The following is a 17,275-nucleotide window of genomic DNA, read 5'->3' as shown; positions in this document are numbered from 1 at the left end:
ATAACATAGCCTACATTTAGGCTATGTTTTATCAATAATTATAAAGAAGTATACTATGAAAAAAATATTAACATTTGCAATTTTATGTTTAACACTATCAATAACTTCATGTAAGAATGAAGAAAGCTTACAGAGTTATTTAATTGCATCAGAAGAGAATGCAGATTATATGCGATTTGATTTTTCTACAAGTATGCTTGGTTCTTTTTTTGAAAAGACTTCTGAAGATCAACAAACTTTTGAAACTATTAAAAAGTTAAATATTGCTTTTTTACCAGTGAATAAAGCGACTGAAGAAGAATTAAAATTAGAAAGTAAAAGATTAAAGAAAATTTTAAAAAATACAGATTACAAATCTTTATTTAGAGCTAACGATAAAAGAGGAAAAGCAACTGTATACTATTCTGGAGAAGCAGATGCAATAGATGAAATTGTAGCAGTTATATACGCAAAAGATTTCGGGTTTGGTGTTGCAAGAGTTTTAGGAGATGATATGAATCCCATGAAAATAATTAGCATGATTCAGAATGCAAAAATAGATGAAGAAGGTAAAGGCTTAGAGCGAGTAAAAGATATATTCGGAGGCCAATTTGAAACAGAAAAATTAAATGTTGATCCGATTGAGTAAATCAATTTAGGAACATAAAACATAAATTTAAGCCACAACTTTTTATAAAAGGTTGTGGTTTTCTTTTTAACTACCCATTAACAGCTATACAATATTTAATTATTACTTTTGATTAAATACATATAGATTTATGAGGAATTATTTTTTGGTGATTATAGTATTTATATCTTTTCTTAATCAATCATTTTCACAAGACTTATCAAAATATAGAGCAGAGCGAGATAAGATTTTTAATCTAGAACATACAAAATTAAAGGTTGATTTCAACTTTGAAAATCAAACAATGAATGGTGAAGCTTGGATTACTGCAAAACCTCATTTTTATAGCACGAGTGAAATAGTTTTAGATGCTAAAGCGATGTTAATTCACAGTGTAAAATTAAATAATTCAACTCTTGATTATAAATATGATGGCTTTCAGCTTAACATAAAACTTCCAAAAGAATATGTTAGAGATGAAAAACTGACATTATATATTAAATACACAGCGCAACCAGAGCGTGTAAAGCAAAAAGGAAGTAAAGCAATTACATCTGCAAAAGGTTTATATTTTATTAATCCAAAAGGTGAAGATAAAGAAAAACCGACTCAAATTTGGACACAAGGTGAAACCGAAGCAAGTAGTTGTTGGTTTCCAACGATAGATGCACCAAATCAGAAAACTTCTCAAGAAATTTATATCACAGTACCAGAAAAATATACAACATTATCTAATGGGAAATTAGAACGTCAAACTAGAAATGCGAATGGTACAAGAACAGACTATTGGAACTTTACTCAAAAACATGCTCCATACTTATTCTTCATGGGAATTGGTGAATATGAAGTAATAAAAGATAACTATAAGAATATTCCGGTAGATTATTATGTAGAAAAAGAGTACGCGCCTTTTGCAAAAGATATTTTTGGAAATACACCTGAAATGTTAGCTTTTTTCTCGAAAATAACTGGAATTGAATATCCTTGGGATAAGTATTCTCAGATTGTAGGAAGAGATTATGTGAGTGGAGCAATGGAGAATACAACAGCTGTAATTCACGGAGAAAGAGCTTATCAAATGCCAGGTCAGTTAATTGATGAAAATGTACAAGAAAATACAATTGCACATGAAGCATTTCATCATTGGTTTGGAGACTTAGTAACTACTGAAAGTTGGAGTAATTTAACAGTAAATGAAAGTTTTGCAAATTACAGTGAATACTTATGGTTAGAACATAAATATGGAAAAGACGAAGCAGATGCTCATATGTTTGAAGATATTCAAGGATATAAATCTGGAGATAATTTTGACAAACATTTAGTTCGTTTTTACTATGAAGATAAAGAAGATATGTTCGATGCTGTTAGCTATAATAAAGGTGGAGCAATTTTACATATGCTTAGAAATTACTTAGGTGATAAAGCTTTTTATGAAGGATTGAATAAATATTTAACTGATAATAAATACGGAACTGGAGAAGTACATCAATTACGATTGGCTTTAGAAGCGGTTACAGGTAAAGATTTAAACTGGTTTTTCAATCAATGGTATTTTGGAAAAGGACATCCGAAGTTAGATATATCTTATGATTACAACAGATTACGAAAAACAGTTACAGTAAATGTATACCAATCGCAAGATCAAGAATTTCAATTTCCTTTAGCGATAGATATTTTTGAAAAGAATAAAGTAGAACGCCATAATATTTTTGTTTCAGGAAGAGAAACTTCATTTACTTTTCCGTTTACAACTCAGCCAAAATACATTCAGATCAATGCAGACGGAGTTTTACTTTGTGATATAAATGAAAATAAAGTATTGAGTGATTTTATTTATCAGTTAAAAAACGCAAAATATTACGCTCATAAAAGAGAAGCTTTATTAGAAGTCGCAAAATCACAGCATGTCGATAGTAAGGCTTTTGATGCTATTGCAAGTATGTTAAATCATCCTTTTTATAAATTAAGAAAACTTGCTTTAGAGAATATTAATTTAATTAATAAATACAGTAAGCGTAAGGTAATTGATAAGATTAAACAATTAGCTGCAAGCGATCCTAAAACATTAGTTCAAGCATCTGCAATTGAAACATTAGGAAAACTTACTGAGCCAGATTTAAAACCAATTTTCGAAAAAGCATTAAAAAGTCCGTCTTATTCAGTAGTAGGAAAAGCTTTAGTAGCTCTGTATTATGTAGATAAAAAATTAGCTTACACAAAATCTAAAGAATTAGAACCTGGAGTAAAAAAGATAATTGCAACTCCTTTAACAAGAATTTACTTAGAAGAAAATGACGAAACAGAGCTTACTTTTATTGCAGGAAATGTAATTACAGGTATGTTTTTAAGTCAAGACAAAGAAGTTAAGAAATTATACACAAAAGCTTATGAAAAAATCACAAAGAGTGATAATTCAAAAGCAATTCAAAATCTAGTAAATGATATTGTTGCTAAAGGAAAACAATATGAACAATATGGATTTAATAATGTTGGTATAGATTTACTTCGTAATATGGTTCAAACTCAAAAAGGAGCCAATAAACCAAATGAAATTAAAAATATAGCTATCATTAAAGATGCTTTAGGTAGATTGGTAAAGTAGAGTAGAAGAGAGGTTGTTTAATATGTAAATGGGGTTTTTAAAGTGGATTTATTTAATCAATCAAATGAATTAATTAATTTACTTCCAGAAGATGGAACAGTACATTATTATGGTCATGCTTTCAATACAATTGAGGCTGATAAGTATTACGAGTATTTACTGAATGAAATTCCGTGGAAACAAGATCAAGCTATAATTTTTGGGAAATTAATTACAACGAAAAGAAAGGTCGCTTGGTTTGGAGAAAAGCATTTTGAATATTCGTATTCAAATATTACGAAAGTAGCTTTACCTTTTACCCCAGAGTTGTTAGAAATTAAGGATGTGATAGAAAAAACAACAAACGAAACTTATAATTCTTGTTTGTTGAATTTATATCACGATGGATCTGAAGGAATGGCTTGGCATAGTGATGGAGAAAAAGATCTAAAGAAAAATGGAGCAATTGCTTCTGTTACTTTTGGAGCAGAGCGTAAATTTGCTTTTAAACATAAACGAACCAAGGAAATAGTTTCTAAAGTACTTCAACATGGTTCGTTATTAGTGATGAAAGACGAAACTCAAACACATTGGTTACATCGTCTTCCACCAACTAAAAAGGTTCATCGTCCTAGAATAAACTTAACGTTTAGAACAATTATAGAGAGTTAATTAGTCTCTCTTAACTACGTCTCCCGACCCTAACGAGTTTGTATCTATGTATTTTGGATTTCCTTTGTAGTAAACACTACCAGAACCGACAACGGTTGCTTTAATTTTTTCTTTAACTGTAGCTTCAATATCTCCAGAACCAGCAACATTCACTTTTAATGTCTGAGTTGTTAAATTATAACCTTTCACATTTCCAGAACCAGCAATTGAACATTTCATACTTTCTGTAGTTCCAGCAACTCTAATATTACCAGATCCGCCAATAGAAGTTGATACATTACTAGCCTTTACTTTAGCTTTAATGTTACCAGATCCGCCAATTGCTAAACTTACATTACTGCTATTTATAACTTTCTTAGATGTAATATTTCCAGATCCACCTAATGAAAGACTACTGATGTCTTCAAAAGGAATAGTAACAGTTAATTTTCTAGTGAATCTAATGTTTGTATTTTTCTTTACATTAATTTTTAGTTTATCTCCTCTTACTTCAGTAACGATATAAGGAATAATATTTTCTTCTCCTTCGATAGTAATTTTCCCTTCTCGACCGTCAACTAATACAACATCAAAAGAGCCACCAACACTAACTTCATCAAAATCACCAACCGATCTTTCAATAGTTGTTATGTTTCCATTACCACGCACTTTTTTTGAATTCCACCAACTCTGAGAAAAAATAGAGGATGAGGCGCTTAAAATAAATAAGGTTACTAGTAGTTTTTTCATTTTTTTTTTATTTTTAAACATTAATACTTCAAATTGGTTAAGAGTAATATCAATAAGAAAAATGTCATATTTTTTACTGCATTATATCTAATTGCTTCTCTTTTAGTTTTATATGTTGTAACGCTAGGAGATTTAAATGTTGAGTTTGCAGTAAAGCTTGCTGCCTTATTATCGCTTTCTTTTTTATATTTAGAAACAACTCCTAAGGTTAACTATTGGTATGTAATTATTTTACTGTTTTCTATTTTATCCGATTCGCTTTTTGTCTTTGAAGAACACTTTTTTTATGCCGCTTTATCTTTGCTGATAGTAAATCGGTTTATATACATAATCATTATTCATCCTTCTGTGTTGAAATACCCTGTGAGAAGTATAATTATTTACGCAATCCCATTTGTGTTTATATTTTCTATGATTTACCTGATACTTTACGAATACATCGTAGAAATACAATTTTTAGTTTTTTTAATGGGTGTCGTATCTATTTCTTTAATTCTGTTTGCTTTTTTAAACTTGCTCACAAAAAATAACAGAAAGGCTATTTACTTCTTTGTTAGTACACTTCTTTTTCCTTTTGCTGACATAATTACAATTATCTCAGCATATATAGAACAGCATTGGTACTATGTTGTGATTTATCATTTCTTATACTACGTTGGTAGATATTTGATGTATAAATCAATGATTTTAAAGAAATAATTATTAATCGTTTAACTTAAGTGAAACACTACCGTAGCTTGATTTAATATTGATTTTTGAGTTCGAATTTCCTTTACCAAATTTACCTTCGTAATATTTTTTAGTAGACTTTCTAACAACTTTATATGTTTCAACATATTCTTCTGGATATTTAAATCCACCGTAGCTTAAGTTTACTAAGAACTCAAAGTTATTATTGCTAGATGTTCCGATTTTTATTCCTGCATAACTACCATCAATAGTTACACTTTCAAAACCTTTCATTAGATTTTTAACTTTTAATCCACCATAATCTGTATTGATATTTAGCTTTTTGCGAACTGTTCCGATGCGCATTCCAGCATAATCAGAATTTCCATAAATCGATCCTCCATCTTCAATAGCAATGCTTCCGTAATCTGAATTAAAATTAATATCGTTTACTTTTCCAACTTTTACTCCAGAGTAATCAGCATTTACCTTTAAATTTTCAACTTCATTGATTGTAATTTTAGAATAATCAGCATTTAAACTTCCAGATTTCATATACTGAACATTAGAACTTCCGCAATAATCTATTGATATAGAGTTAGAATCATTTAGTAATCTTTCCACTTGAATAGCACCATAATCACAGTTAATATTGGTTTTTCCTTCAATATCGTCTAATTCTATGTTACCATATTTGTTATTTAGATCGGCATTATTGGTAATTGGCATCTTTACAAAATAATTGATCTTATAGTTGATGTTATTACTTTTTCCCCAAAAGCTCCAACTAGATTTAGTATTCTCGATTATAGTACGTGCTTCAACTAGGTTTTTGTTAGCCTCAAATTCTATTCTGATGGCATCTAACTTATCGTTAACTTTATCTATGTCGTTACCTTTAACAGTAATTCTCACATCGATTTCAACAGAGTTTTTATCCCAAGTAGTTACATCTACATTACCATATTTATTTTTAATAAAAACAGTAGCATTATTATTTACACTGTATTTTTTACTTATTGTTTTTGTCTTTTCGTGTTTCTTCCTTCCGTCTGCAAATAAAATAACAGGAGTTAAAAGGAATAAGATTAAATATTTGCTATATAAATTCATTGTCGTTGTTGTTTTGTTTAGTAGGATTATTGATATATTCTAATTGAAATAAGAGATTTTCTAAGATTTGTAAACGTTGCTGATAATTATTAATCATACCTTTAATAACTTGTTTTTCATTACCAATGGTTTTTAAATCTTTTGTGAAATTTTTAAATCGATCTTCTAACTCTTCTATCTGATCTAAAGCGTCCTCTATAACAGATTCAGTTTCGATGTTTCTAAATTTCTCAACCTCTTTCAATTCTTGATTAATTGTATTCACAAAAAATGTTTCTGTTTCGGCCATTTCAGGAAACATATTGTAAACTTCATTTTCTGTAACTGAGTATTTTCCTAAGAAAAAACTAACCATTAATAGTATAGATGCTGCAACACCCATCCATTTCCAAGATAATTTGCTCTTCTTTTCTTGCCTGTTTAATTTTCTTAAAAAGCGATCTTCGTGACCAGCGTGTGGTTCATTTAAGTCGAAATCATTATTAAGAAAAAAGTCATCTAACTTATTTTTCATACTACATTAATTCTATTTATATCTTTACTTAATATCTCTTTTAGTTTCTTTTTTGCTCTAGAAATTGTTGTTCTAACATTTTCATTACTATAATTTAGTATTTGCATAATTTCTTCGTTATCATAACCTTCTATTAAATTCAATGTTAAAATAACTCTATAATTATCTTTCAATTTCTGTAAAGCATTCATAACACTTTTTACATTCAAGTTTTCATAGTTTACAACATCTTCTTCTGCAGGTTCACCAGGAATAACTTCAAGTTTTACTTCTTGGTATCTGTTATTTTTTTTTAGTTGTGTTAAACTTTTATTTATTACAATTCTTTTTAGCCATGCACCAAAAGCAACTTCACCTTTAAAGCTATCTAACTTTGTAAATGCTGTCAAAAAAGCTTCTTGCATTATATCTTCTGCTTCAAATTCATTTTTTAGAATGCGTAAGGCAGAATTATACATTGCTTTGTAATATAGCTTGTAAATCTCCATTTGTGCTGCAGAATCATTTTTCTTACAGCGTAGTATTAGTTGATTGATATGTAAGTTTGGTGTTTTCAATTTCTAATTTATACTTCAAAGACTACATGGAATTTTCATTGTTACACTTTTTTTGAAAATTTGTTTAAAATTAAATATTTAATATTTTTTTGCTCTATTTAAACTAGCTTATTGAATAATTAATATTAAAATATAATTATATTTGGCATAATGATTGAAGAAGTAAAAATCATAGAGTGTCCTAGAGACGCTATGCAAGGAATTAAGAGTCATTTCATTCCTACTGAAGTTAAAGTTAAATATATCAACTCTTTATTAAGAGTAGGTTTTGATACCATAGATTTTGGAAGTTTTGTTTCACCAAAGGCAATTCCGCAAATGCGAGATACTGCAGATGTGTTGAAATTGTTAGATTTATCATCAACTTCTAGTAAATTATTGGCAATAGTAGCAAATGTAAGAGGAGCAAATGATGCGTGTATGTTTGAAGAAATAGATTATTTAGGATATCCGTTCTCTATTTCTGAAAATTTTCAAATGAGAAATACACATAAAACCATAGCTGAATCTGTAGATATATTGAAAGATATTTTAAATATAGCCCAAAAAAATAATAAAAAAGTAGTTGCCTATTTATCAATGGGCTTCGGAAATCCCTATGGAGATCCATGGGATGTTGACATTGTTGCAAATTGGACAGAAAAACTTGCAAATATGGGAGTAAAAATAGTATCTTTGTCTGACACGATCGGTAGTTCAACCCCGGATGTAATTGACTATCTGTTTTCGAATTTAACCCCAAGTTATCCTAACATTGAGTTTGGAGCTCATCTCCATACAACACCAACAACTTGGTTTGAAAAAATTGATAGTGCATTTAAAGCCGGATGTAGAAGGTTCGATGGCGCTATAAAAGGGTATGGAGGTTGTCCTATGGCAAAAGATGATTTGACAGGAAACATGCCTACAGAAAAAATGCTATCTTATTTCACTACCAACAAAATTGAAACAAACATTAAACCTATGAGTTTTGAAAGCTCTTATAATAAGGTTTTAGATGTTTTTAATAGTGTTTATTAACTGTGTGTAAAGTATGAAGTTTAGTTTTTTAATAACATTCTTAATTGGTTTATCTTTAGGTCCTGTAGATCCACCTGCGCGAGCAAACGAGACTCTAGGCTCTTGGGAAATCAGAAACGGAATTTTTATTGACAGCTCAGACGACGATACTACAATAGCCAGATATAACTGGAGCATATTTTACAGCATTTTTCCTAAAAGAATAACACAGAAATATATTAAGAGATTAGTTTTAATGACTGATGGTGAAGATGAAAAAACTGGAGCTCTTGGTGCATTAAACGATAAAAATACTGAATGGCAACTAGTAATTGATCCTATAGATGTAAACTTTACAGATATGGATGATAAAACTAGAATTAACCAATCAATTTATACGCTTGTTCATGAATTTGGTCATCTACTTACGTTAAATCATACTCAGATTAGACCTGGTAGGAAAATTGATCAGCAGCCTAATGAACCTTATGTAACTTTAGAAGGTACAACTAACAAGAAAAGCTATTTAAACTTATTTGTTAATGAATTTTGGGATGGAACACTTTTAAAAGAGTGGGATTATATCCAAAGAAACTTTTGTTATACAGAGCAGAAAAGTTGTTTAGAAAAGCTTTATGGATTGTATAAAGACAATTATAACGATTTTATTACCGATTACGCTGCTGAAAGTCCAGAAGAAGATATAGCTGAAAGTTGGACTGCTTTTGTTTTGGGCAAAAAAATAGAAAATCCTGAAACTGTTTCAGAATTAAAAATTAACTTTTTCTACCAATTTGAAGAATTGGTATACTACAGAAAAGTTATTAGAAAGAATATCAAGAAATACGAATAGACTAAGGAAAAATTCCTGTGAAATCAATCAACTTTTTTTTAAAATACAGTTTAGTTTTAATTGTATTTATAGCATCTTGCAAATCCAAATCTACACCTAGTAACAATCCATTAGAATCTTCAGAAGAGTTTAAGTTTAAACAAAGATTAGGGCATATTTATTTTACCATTTTACAATTGAATGATGTTTATGAAATAGCACCAATTCAAGGAAATAAATATGGAGGAATGGCTAGAGTAGCAGCGCTTCACAGACAATTGGTAAAAGAAAATCCAAATACAATGCTTGTATTGGCTGGAGATTTCTTAAATCCGTCGCTTTTAGGAACAATGAAAGTAGATGGAGAACGAGTGCGAGGAAAACAGATGGTGGAAGTAATGAATGCTATGAAATTTGATTTAGTAGCATTTGGAAACCATGAATTTGACTTGAGTTATAGTGATTTGCAAAAACGTTTAAATGAAAGTGAATTTAAATGGTTAAGTTCAAATGTTTTTCATAATCAAAATGGAGAAAATTCTTTCTTTCATAAGGTAATTAACGGTAAGAAAGAGAATGTAAACGAAACTTATATTAAGGAATATAGTTTAGGAAATAATACCATAAAACTTGGATTTATAAGTGTATGTATTCCTTCTAATCCAAGAAGCTATGTAACCTACACAGATATTTACAAAGAAGCAGAACGAACGTATAATGAATTAAAAGATAGCGTTGATGTAGTTTTAGGTTTAACTCACGTAAAAGTTGAACAAGATAAAGAGATCGCTAAAAAACTACCCAATATTCCTTTGTTTATGGGTGGACATGAACATAATAATATGTATGTAAAAGAAGGAAATGCATATATTGCGAAAGCAGATGCAAATGCAAAAACAGTTTATATACATCGATTTGAGTTCAATCCGGAAACTAAAAAGCTTAATTTTAAATCAGAATTAAAAACTATCTCAGATAAACTACCAGTAGATAAAGAAGTCGACTCTGTAGTTAAGAAATGGCAAAATCTACTAAATGTAAATATTAAAGATGTAGTTGATAATCCAAATGAAGTTGTTTATAAAGCAATTGAACCTTTAGACGCAAGAGATACACCAGTAAGATCTGTTCAAACTAATATGGGAATTATTATAGCTGAAGCAATGAGTAAATCATACGGTGATGATATTATCGATTGTGCTTTTGTAAATGGAGGATCAATTCGAATTGACGATATTTTAGAAGGTGATATTACCGCTGTTGATATTTTTAGAGTGCTACCTTATGGCGGACCAGTTTTAAAGGTTAAGTTAACAGGAAAACTTTTAAAAGAGGTTCTTGATTTCGGTGAAAATGCCGGAGGAACTGGAGCTTATCTACAACGATTCAATATCAATAAAAACGAAAAAGGGGAGTGGTTAGTAAAAGGTAACTTAATTGACGATACTAAAGAATATTCCGTTGCAACTTCAGACTATTTATTAAAAGGTTTCGATATTCCTTTTCTAAAAGATTCTAATCCACAAGTGATTGATAATTATAACCCTAACTCAGAAGAAAAAGCTTCAGATGTAAGGAAAGCAGTTATTGAATTTCTTAAGTCAAAATAATTTATTTTAAATAAATCTAAATAAAGTTTGCTTAAGAGCGAATGAGTGCTATATTTGCATGAAATTATTTAAAATAAGTCTTAATAAAATGAAGAGAGGTTATTTATCAGTATTAGCTATAGCTGGTTTATTTTTTGTTTCATGTTCAGATGACAACAATATTCCAGACGATCCAAATCCAGAGGTTATAGCTCCAGCTACATATAAATTTGAAAGAAATGGAAGTACATCGGTAAGTTATTCTGGTCAAACTACAAGAATCAAAATGGCTGAAGAACTGATCAGCGCATTAAAGAATGATCCTTCAAGTACAACTATTCCAACTACTACAGAAGCTATGCTTGACGGTATGTTTGCACACGTAGAAGGAAATAGCGATTTTTCTGATGCAGATTTAAATGCTTCGGATAAAAGTATTCGTAGTAAAACTGCAGCTTCTAGAGACTATTTTTTCTCTAATGCAGTAGAAGGTACAGCTATCAAAGAAAAGTTCGATGGTTGGATTGAAGCACAAGTGGCAGAAGTTTTTCCTAACTGGAATACAAATGCAGCTGCTGGTGTTGCAGGAAGAATTCAAGAAGCAGGTGGTGGATCAAACCGTTTAGTTAATGGTAAAGGTTTAGAATTAAATCAAGCTATTAATAAAACATTAATCGGAGCTTTAATGGTTGACCAAATGTTGAATAACTATTTAGGTGTTTTAGTTTTAGATGAAGGAACAAATGTAGCAGATAACGATGCTGAGACACTTGCAACTGATAAAAACTACACAACTATGGAGCACAAGTGGGATGAAGCTTTCGGATACTTATACGGTACAGATGACGCTGAAAATCCACAATATAACGCAGATAGTTTCTTAAGTAAATATATTTCTAGAGTAGAAGGAGATTCAGATTTTGCTGGAATTTCTGCTAAGATTTATGAAGCATTTAGAACTGGTAGACAAGCAATCGTTGTTAAGAATTACACTGAAAGAGATGCGCAAGCTAAAATTATTAGAGACGAAGTATCTAAAGTAATTGCAATTAGAGCTGTTTACTATTTGCAACAAGCTAAAGCTACTTTAGCAACAGATAAAGCTTCTGCTTTCCACGATCTATCTGAAGGTTATGGTTTTATAGAGTCTTTACGTTTTACACGTAATACTTCAACAAATGAGCCATATTTTACTACAAGTGAAATTACTGAGTTTACAGATAAATTATTAGAAGGAAACGGATTTTGGGATGTTACTAATGCTACATTAGATGATATTTCAGAAGATATTGCGGATAAGTTTGATTTTTCTGTTGAAGAAGCTGGAAGTTAATTAAAATTATTCTAAATAAAAATAAATTTATAAAAAGTAGCTAGATTCATAGCTACTTTTTATCTTTGCGAAAGTTTTATTTAGAATAAATAGAAATAATTATCACATGTTAAGAAAGTATTCAATATTATTCATTTCATTTTTATTAATCATAGCGTGTTCTGATGATTCGCAAGGTCCTGATACAGGAAATAATAGCGATAATTTTGATAGAGGAGCATTACTTAGAAATGTAGCAGATAACATTATTATTCCAGCATTTAAAGATTTACATGATGAGTTAATCTTATTAGATGGAAATGCAAGAGGTTTTACTCAAAATCCAAATACTTTATCGTTAGGACAGGTAAAAACATATTTCTATCGTTCTTATAAAGCATGGCAACAAGTTTCTATGTTTGATATTGGTAAAGCAGAAGAATTACAATTTGTAAATCATTTTAATATTTTTCCTGTAACTGTAGCTGATGTTGAAAGCAATGTTACAAGCGGAACATATGATTTTAATAGTCCAAATAATCATGATGCGCAAGGTTTTCCAGCAATTGATTATTTAATCTTCGGGATAGGAGCAGATGAAAATGCTGTAGTTGCTAAATTTACAACGGATCCTAATGCAGATGGATATAAAAAGTATCTTACAGATATTACAAAGTTAATGGTAGATACTATTTCTGATATCATTCAAGATTGGGAAAGTAGTTATAGAGACGAATTTGTAGCAAGTACAACAAATACAGCAACAAGTGCTTTAAACAAGTTAGTAAACGACTTTATCTTTTATTATGAAAAAAGATTAAGAGCAAACAAAATTGGTATTCCAGCAGGAGTTTTTTCAAATACACCTTTACCAGAAAAAGTTGAAGCATTTTACAAAAAAGAAAACTCTAAAGAATTTGCTTTAGAAGGATTATTAGCTGTTCAAAATTTCTTTACAGGAAAAGCTTTTAATGGTACAACGACTGGAGAAAGTTTCAAAACGTATTTAGTTAGTTTAGATAAAGCTTCTTTAGCTACAGATATTGAAAATCAATTCAATTTAGCAAAAACACAAATTGAAACATTAGATGATAACTTTTTTGATCAAGTTAATTCTAATAATACTGAAATGTTAAAGGCATACGATGAATTACAAAAAGCAGTAGTGCTTTTAAAAGTAGATATGTTACAAGCATTTAATGTAAGTGTTGATTTTGTTGATGCTGACGGAGATTAGTAAAATAGCATTTAAAGAAATATAAAAAAGCTGTCTGATCATCAGGCAGTTTTTTGTGTATAAAGTATTGAGGTTTAATAATTACATATCAAAAAGAATTAGTTCAGCTCCATTGGCGACTTTTCGCCTGTTTTTTGGATTGTTGATGTGTATTAGTATTATTAGATTTTGGTATCATGGTTGGATTGATAAATTATATATTCAACCTAAATTTTTCTTCTCTTTTTATGGGTTCAGTTGGGTAAAACCTTTTGGAACTTACACCTATTTATTATTTATCATTTGTGGAATTTCAGCTTTATTAGTTGCTGTTGGTTATAAATATAGATTAGCGATTGTCACTTTCTTTTTAAGTTTTACTTATATAGAATTGATGGATAAAACTACGTATTTAAATCATTATTATTTTGTAAGTATTTTAAGTTTTTTACTTATTTTCTTACCTGCAAATGCTGCTTTTTCCATAGATGCATACAGAAGAAAAAAAGAGTATAAAACAATTCCAAAATGGACGATAGACAGTATAAAGTTGTTATTAGGAATCGTTTATTTTTATGCTGGTTTAGCAAAACTAAATTCAGATTGGTTGTTTAGAGCACAACCTTTAAAAATATGGTTGCCGTCCAAATACGATTTACCATTAATTGGTCAGAATTTAATGCAACAAGAATGGTTTCATTTTGCGATGAGTTGGAGTGGAGCGATCTATGATCTTTGTATTCCTTTTCTATTATTGTTTAAAAAAACAAGACGTATAGGATTCCTTTTTGTAGTCGTTTTTCACGTCTTTACACGAATTTTATTTCCTATAGGAATGTTTCCTTACATCATGATTGTTGCAACATTAATTTTCTTTGATGCGGCATTTCATGAAAAGATAATTACTTTCTTAAAAGAAAAATTAAACTTAAATAAGTTTAAAATAGCAGTTTTACCAGCATTTGAATTCAAAAAGAAAATAGTCTTTAGAATTGTAAGTCTATTTTTAGTTTTACAGCTTTTATTTCCTTGGAGATATATATTATATTCAGGAGAATTATTTTGGACAGAAGAAGGATATCGTTTTTCATGGCGAGTAATGTTGATGGAAAAAGCTGGATATACCACTTTTAAAATTGTTGATGGAAAAACAAAACAGTTTTTTTACGTAGATAACACAGACTTTTTAACCTCTTTTCAAGAAAAACAAATGAGCTTTCAACCAGATTTTATTTTGGAGTATGCTCATTATTTAGGAGATCATTTCACACAACAAGGGCACAAGAATGTTGAAGTGTATGCAGATTCTTATGTAGCATTAAACGGTCGTTCAAGTGAACGATTTATAGATGCTAAAGTTAATCTTTATAAAGAGCAAGAAAGTTTCAAACATAAATATTGGATTTTACCTTTTACAAATGAGATTAAAATTAAGGGACTATAGTTTTTTAATTATAGTAGTATTAATATCGATGCATTCTTATGCGCAAAATCGATTTACGGGGACAGTAACAAATACAAATAAAAAAACATTACAAAAAGTATCAGTTTTAGATAATTCAGGGAATACTTTAGCTACTACAAATAGTAAAGGAGTATTCTCTTTTACTGCTGCTAAAAGTAAGATTCGAATTATTTTCTATTTAGATAACTACGAATTACAAGAGCAGGAGATTCAATCAGGAAACAATATTACTGTTGTTTTAGAATCTTTTTCTGAAGAATTATCTGAAGTAGAAATCAAAGCTAAAAAACGAAAAGCATTTGAATTAAAACGATTAAAAGACGTTGAAGGAACAGCAATTTATGCAGGAAAAAAGACGGAAGTAGTTTTAGTAACTCAATCTTCGGCGAATTTAGCTACGAATAACGCAAGACAATTGTATAACCAAGTAGCTGGATTAAATATTTTTGAGAATGATGATGCTGGTTTACAGTTAAATGTTGGAGGAAGAGGATTAGATCCGAATAGAACATCGAATTTTAATACACGTCAGAATGGATACGATATTAGTGCAGATGTGTTAGGATATCCAGAAAGTTATTATACTCCAGCAGCTGAAGGTGTTCAAGAAATTCAAGTAATTCGCGGAGCTGCATCTTTACAATACGGAACGCAATTTGGAGGATTAATAAATTTCATCATGAAAAAGCCAAATCCTAATAAATCATTAGAAGTTGTTTCTAGAAGTACTTTAGGAAGCTTTAACCTATTTACAAATTTCACAAGTGTTGGCGGAACTTCAGAGAAATTAAGTTATTACGCCTATTATAACTATAAACAAGGAGATGGTTTTAGACCAAATTCAGGTTTTAGTTCTAAGAATGTTTTTGCTCATTTAGGATATCAAATTTCTGATAAATCAAAAATAGAAGGAGAAGTAACATATTTAACTTATTTAGCTCAGCAAGCTGGAGGACTGACAGATAGAATGTTTGCTGAAAATCCGTTTCAAAGCAACAGAGAGAGAAACTGGTTTTCTGTAGATTGGTTCTTATACAACTTAAAATTCACACACGATTTTTCTACGAATACAAAACTTACATTTAATTTCTTTGGATTAAATGCTTCTAGAGATGCAATTGGATTTAGAAATAGGAGAGTAGATTTAGCAGATGATTTACAGGCAAGAGAGTTATTAAGTAGTGATTTTAATAACTTTGGTTTCGAGGCTCGTTTTTTAGATAGATATACAGTTTTAGGAAAAAAAGCAACGTATTTAATCGGAGCTAAATATTACAATGCTAGTAATACATCTTTTCAAGGACCTGGAACAGATGGAAGTGATGCAAATTTTAGTTCTGCTATAGATCAATTTCCTAATTTCACTTTTCAATCAAACTTTGAAAATCCAAACGAAAATATCGCTGTATTTGGTGAGAATATTTTGTACTTAAACGATAAGTTTTCAATTACTCCAGGTTTCCGTTTCGAACATATTGTTACAGGAAGTAATGGTTTTAGAAGGCGTGTAAATACAGATGCAGCTGGAAATCCAATTGGAACGGTAGAAGAATCAGATAATTTAACCAAAGAACGTTCATTTGTTTTATTAGGTTTAGGATTAAGTTACAAACCAAATGATGCTTTAGAAATTTACGGAAATGTATCTCAGAATTATAGATCAATTACATTTTCTGATGTAAATATTGTAAACCCTTCTAATGCTATTGATCCTAATTTAGAAGACGAAACAGGTTTTACTATTGATTTTGGAGCACGTGGAAATTTTAATCGTTTTATTTCTTATGATTTAAGTGGTTTCGCATTGTTTTATAATAATAGAATTGGTGACTTCACTACTACAATTCCACCTTTAAACACAGTAGGACAGTTAAGAACAAACGTAGGAGAAGCAAGGATTTTAGGAATAGAATCGCTTATAGATGTAAATCTGAAGAAAGTTTTCAATTTATCCAATGATTATAGCTTAAACACGTTTATCAATACTTCTTTTATAAATTCTGAATACACAGCTTCTAGAGAAAATAATATTCAAGGAAATAAAGTAGAGTTTGTACCAGATTTAAATTTAAAAACAGGATTAAAATTCGGATACAAAGATTTTACTACAAGTGTGCAATACTCGTATTTATCTGAACAATTTAATGATGCAAATAACTCTGCTATGCCAGATAATTCTAATGCAGTGCGTGGACCAATACCTGCTTACGGAATTTTAGATTTATCTGCATCGTATTCGTATAAATTTTTAAGATTAGAAGTAGGAGTGAACAATGCTTTAGACGAAGTTTACTTCACAAGAAGAGCAACAGGTTATCCTGGACCAGGAATTATTCCTTCAGCTCCAAGAAATTGGTATACAACTTTACAGTTTAAATTCTAAGTTTCTATTTAGAACTATTCAAAATAAAATCGAAAAA

General features: G+C 29.9%; 15 protein-coding genes. 11 read left to right on the top strand and 4 right to left on the bottom strand.

Annotation, left to right across the window (positions count from 1 at the left end; all coding sequences use genetic code 11):
* The first annotated feature begins 55 nt into the window (after nucleotides 1-55).
* The 3 genes from Q1A15_RS08400 (at nucleotide 56) to Q1A15_RS08390 (ending at nucleotide 3,860) form a co-directional block, all read left to right on the top strand.
* Nucleotides 56-628, top strand: a complete 573-nt coding sequence (locus tag Q1A15_RS08400; RefSeq protein ID WP_299621658.1) for a DUF4252 domain-containing protein — start codon at nucleotides 56-58, stop codon at nucleotides 626-628.
* Nucleotides 629-758: 130 nt separating this feature from the next.
* A complete protein-coding gene (locus tag Q1A15_RS08395) occupies nucleotides 759-3,209 on the top strand; it encodes a M1 family metallopeptidase (RefSeq protein WP_299621655.1) in 2,451 nt (816 codons plus the stop codon).
* A 42-nt stretch (nucleotides 3,210-3,251) separates the two neighbouring features.
* Nucleotides 3,252-3,860, top strand: coding sequence for an alpha-ketoglutarate-dependent dioxygenase AlkB (locus Q1A15_RS08390; RefSeq protein WP_299621652.1), 609 nt, complete (start codon nucleotides 3,252-3,254; stop codon nucleotides 3,858-3,860).
* Here the strand turns inward: Q1A15_RS08390 and Q1A15_RS08385 are convergent, their stop codons facing one another.
* Complete coding sequence (locus tag Q1A15_RS08385) at nucleotides 3,861-4,589, bottom strand: head GIN domain-containing protein (RefSeq protein WP_299621649.1); 729 nt, start codon at nucleotides 4,587-4,589, stop codon at nucleotides 3,861-3,863.
* Nucleotides 4,590-4,622: 33 nt separating this feature from the next.
* On the opposite strand from Q1A15_RS08385, the gene Q1A15_RS08380 reads away from it, so the two are divergent.
* Entirely contained in the window at nucleotides 4,623-5,288 is a 666-nt protein-coding gene (locus Q1A15_RS08380) for a lysoplasmalogenase family protein (protein ID WP_299621646.1), read from the top strand.
* 3 nt (nucleotides 5,289-5,291) lie between these two features.
* Here the strand turns inward: Q1A15_RS08380 and Q1A15_RS08375 are convergent, their stop codons facing one another.
* The 3 genes from Q1A15_RS08375 to Q1A15_RS08365 are packed head-to-tail and all read right to left on the bottom strand — an operon-like array spanning nucleotide 5,292 to nucleotide 7,442.
* Nucleotides 5,292-6,371 (bottom strand): hypothetical protein, encoded by a 1,080-nt coding sequence (locus Q1A15_RS08375; protein WP_299621643.1) that lies wholly within the window; start codon nucleotides 6,369-6,371, stop codon nucleotides 5,292-5,294.
* A complete protein-coding gene (locus Q1A15_RS08370) occupies nucleotides 6,358-6,885 on the bottom strand; it encodes a hypothetical protein (RefSeq protein WP_299621640.1) in 528 nt (175 codons plus the stop codon). The genes Q1A15_RS08375 and Q1A15_RS08370 overlap by 14 nt, the downstream gene beginning before the upstream one ends.
* Nucleotides 6,882-7,442: a sigma-70 family RNA polymerase sigma factor gene (locus Q1A15_RS08365; protein ID WP_299621637.1), complete on the bottom strand. Its 561-nt coding sequence runs from the start codon at nucleotides 7,440-7,442 to the stop codon at nucleotides 6,882-6,884. The genes Q1A15_RS08370 and Q1A15_RS08365 overlap by 4 nt, the downstream gene beginning before the upstream one ends.
* Nucleotides 7,443-7,592: 150 nt before the next feature.
* Between Q1A15_RS08365 and Q1A15_RS08360 the strand changes: the two genes are divergently transcribed.
* The 7 genes from Q1A15_RS08360 to Q1A15_RS08330 all read left to right on the top strand — a co-directional run bounded on the left by Q1A15_RS08360 (nucleotide 7,593) and on the right by Q1A15_RS08330 (nucleotide 17,238).
* The gene (locus Q1A15_RS08360) at nucleotides 7,593-8,462 is read left to right on the top strand and encodes a hydroxymethylglutaryl-CoA lyase (protein ID WP_299621635.1); all 870 of its coding nucleotides are present in this window, start codon (nucleotides 7,593-7,595) and stop codon (nucleotides 8,460-8,462) included.
* Between the two features lie 13 nt (nucleotides 8,463-8,475).
* A complete protein-coding gene (locus Q1A15_RS08355; protein ID WP_299621632.1) occupies nucleotides 8,476-9,294 on the top strand; it encodes a hypothetical protein in 819 nt (272 codons plus the stop codon).
* A 17-nt stretch (nucleotides 9,295-9,311) separates the two neighbouring features.
* The gene (locus Q1A15_RS08350; protein ID WP_299621630.1) at nucleotides 9,312-10,883 is read left to right on the top strand and encodes a bifunctional metallophosphatase/5'-nucleotidase; all 1,572 of its coding nucleotides are present in this window, start codon (nucleotides 9,312-9,314) and stop codon (nucleotides 10,881-10,883) included.
* Nucleotides 10,884-10,971: 88 nt separating this feature from the next.
* Nucleotides 10,972-12,195 carry a DUF4856 domain-containing protein gene (locus Q1A15_RS08345; protein WP_299621627.1) on the top strand — a complete coding sequence of 408 codons (1,224 nt, stop codon included), beginning with the start codon at nucleotides 10,972-10,974 and terminating at the stop codon, nucleotides 12,193-12,195.
* A 106-nt stretch (nucleotides 12,196-12,301) separates the two neighbouring features.
* Nucleotides 12,302-13,411: an imelysin family protein gene (locus Q1A15_RS08340; protein WP_299621625.1), complete on the top strand. Its 1,110-nt coding sequence runs from the start codon at nucleotides 12,302-12,304 to the stop codon at nucleotides 13,409-13,411.
* Between the two features lie 67 nt (nucleotides 13,412-13,478).
* Entirely contained in the window at nucleotides 13,479-14,834 is a 1,356-nt protein-coding gene (locus tag Q1A15_RS08335; protein ID WP_299621622.1) for an HTTM domain-containing protein, read from the top strand.
* On the top strand, nucleotides 14,809-17,238 hold the full coding sequence (locus Q1A15_RS08330) for a TonB-dependent receptor (RefSeq protein ID WP_299621619.1): 2,430 nt from the start codon (nucleotides 14,809-14,811) through the stop codon (nucleotides 17,236-17,238). The genes Q1A15_RS08335 and Q1A15_RS08330 overlap by 26 nt, the downstream gene beginning before the upstream one ends.
* The last annotated feature ends 37 nt before the right edge of the window (nucleotides 17,239-17,275 follow it).

Origin of the sequence: uncultured Tenacibaculum sp. (assembly GCF_947495995.1) — a bacterium.
In the GTDB taxonomy this organism is placed as follows: domain Bacteria; phylum Bacteroidota; class Bacteroidia; order Flavobacteriales; family Flavobacteriaceae; genus Polaribacter.
The sequence above is the reverse complement of the archived record's forward strand: the minus strand, read 5'-3'. Positions and strand labels throughout refer to the sequence as shown.

Coding starts and splice junctions, on each gene's coding strand:
- Q1A15_RS08400 (WP_299621658.1), top strand. CDS start 56: ATGAAAAAAATATTAACATTTGCAATTTTATGTTTAACACTATCAATA.
- Q1A15_RS08395 (WP_299621655.1), top strand. CDS start 759: ATGAGGAATTATTTTTTGGTGATTATAGTATTTATATCTTTTCTTAAT.
- Q1A15_RS08385 (WP_299621649.1), bottom strand. CDS start 4,589: ATGAAAAAACTACTAGTAACCTTATTTATTTTAAGCGCCTCATCCTCT.
- Q1A15_RS08375 (WP_299621643.1), bottom strand. CDS start 6,371: ATGAATTTATATAGCAAATATTTAATCTTATTCCTTTTAACTCCTGTT.
- Q1A15_RS08370 (WP_299621640.1), bottom strand. CDS start 6,885: ATGAAAAATAAGTTAGATGACTTTTTTCTTAATAATGATTTCGACTTA.
- Q1A15_RS08360 (WP_299621635.1), top strand. CDS start 7,593: ATGATTGAAGAAGTAAAAATCATAGAGTGTCCTAGAGACGCTATGCAA.
- Q1A15_RS08355 (WP_299621632.1), top strand. CDS start 8,476: ATGAAGTTTAGTTTTTTAATAACATTCTTAATTGGTTTATCTTTAGGT.
- Q1A15_RS08345 (WP_299621627.1), top strand. CDS start 10,972: ATGAAGAGAGGTTATTTATCAGTATTAGCTATAGCTGGTTTATTTTTT.
- Q1A15_RS08340 (WP_299621625.1), top strand. CDS start 12,302: ATGTTAAGAAAGTATTCAATATTATTCATTTCATTTTTATTAATCATA.
- Q1A15_RS08330 (WP_299621619.1), top strand. CDS start 14,809: ATGAGATTAAAATTAAGGGACTATAGTTTTTTAATTATAGTAGTATTA.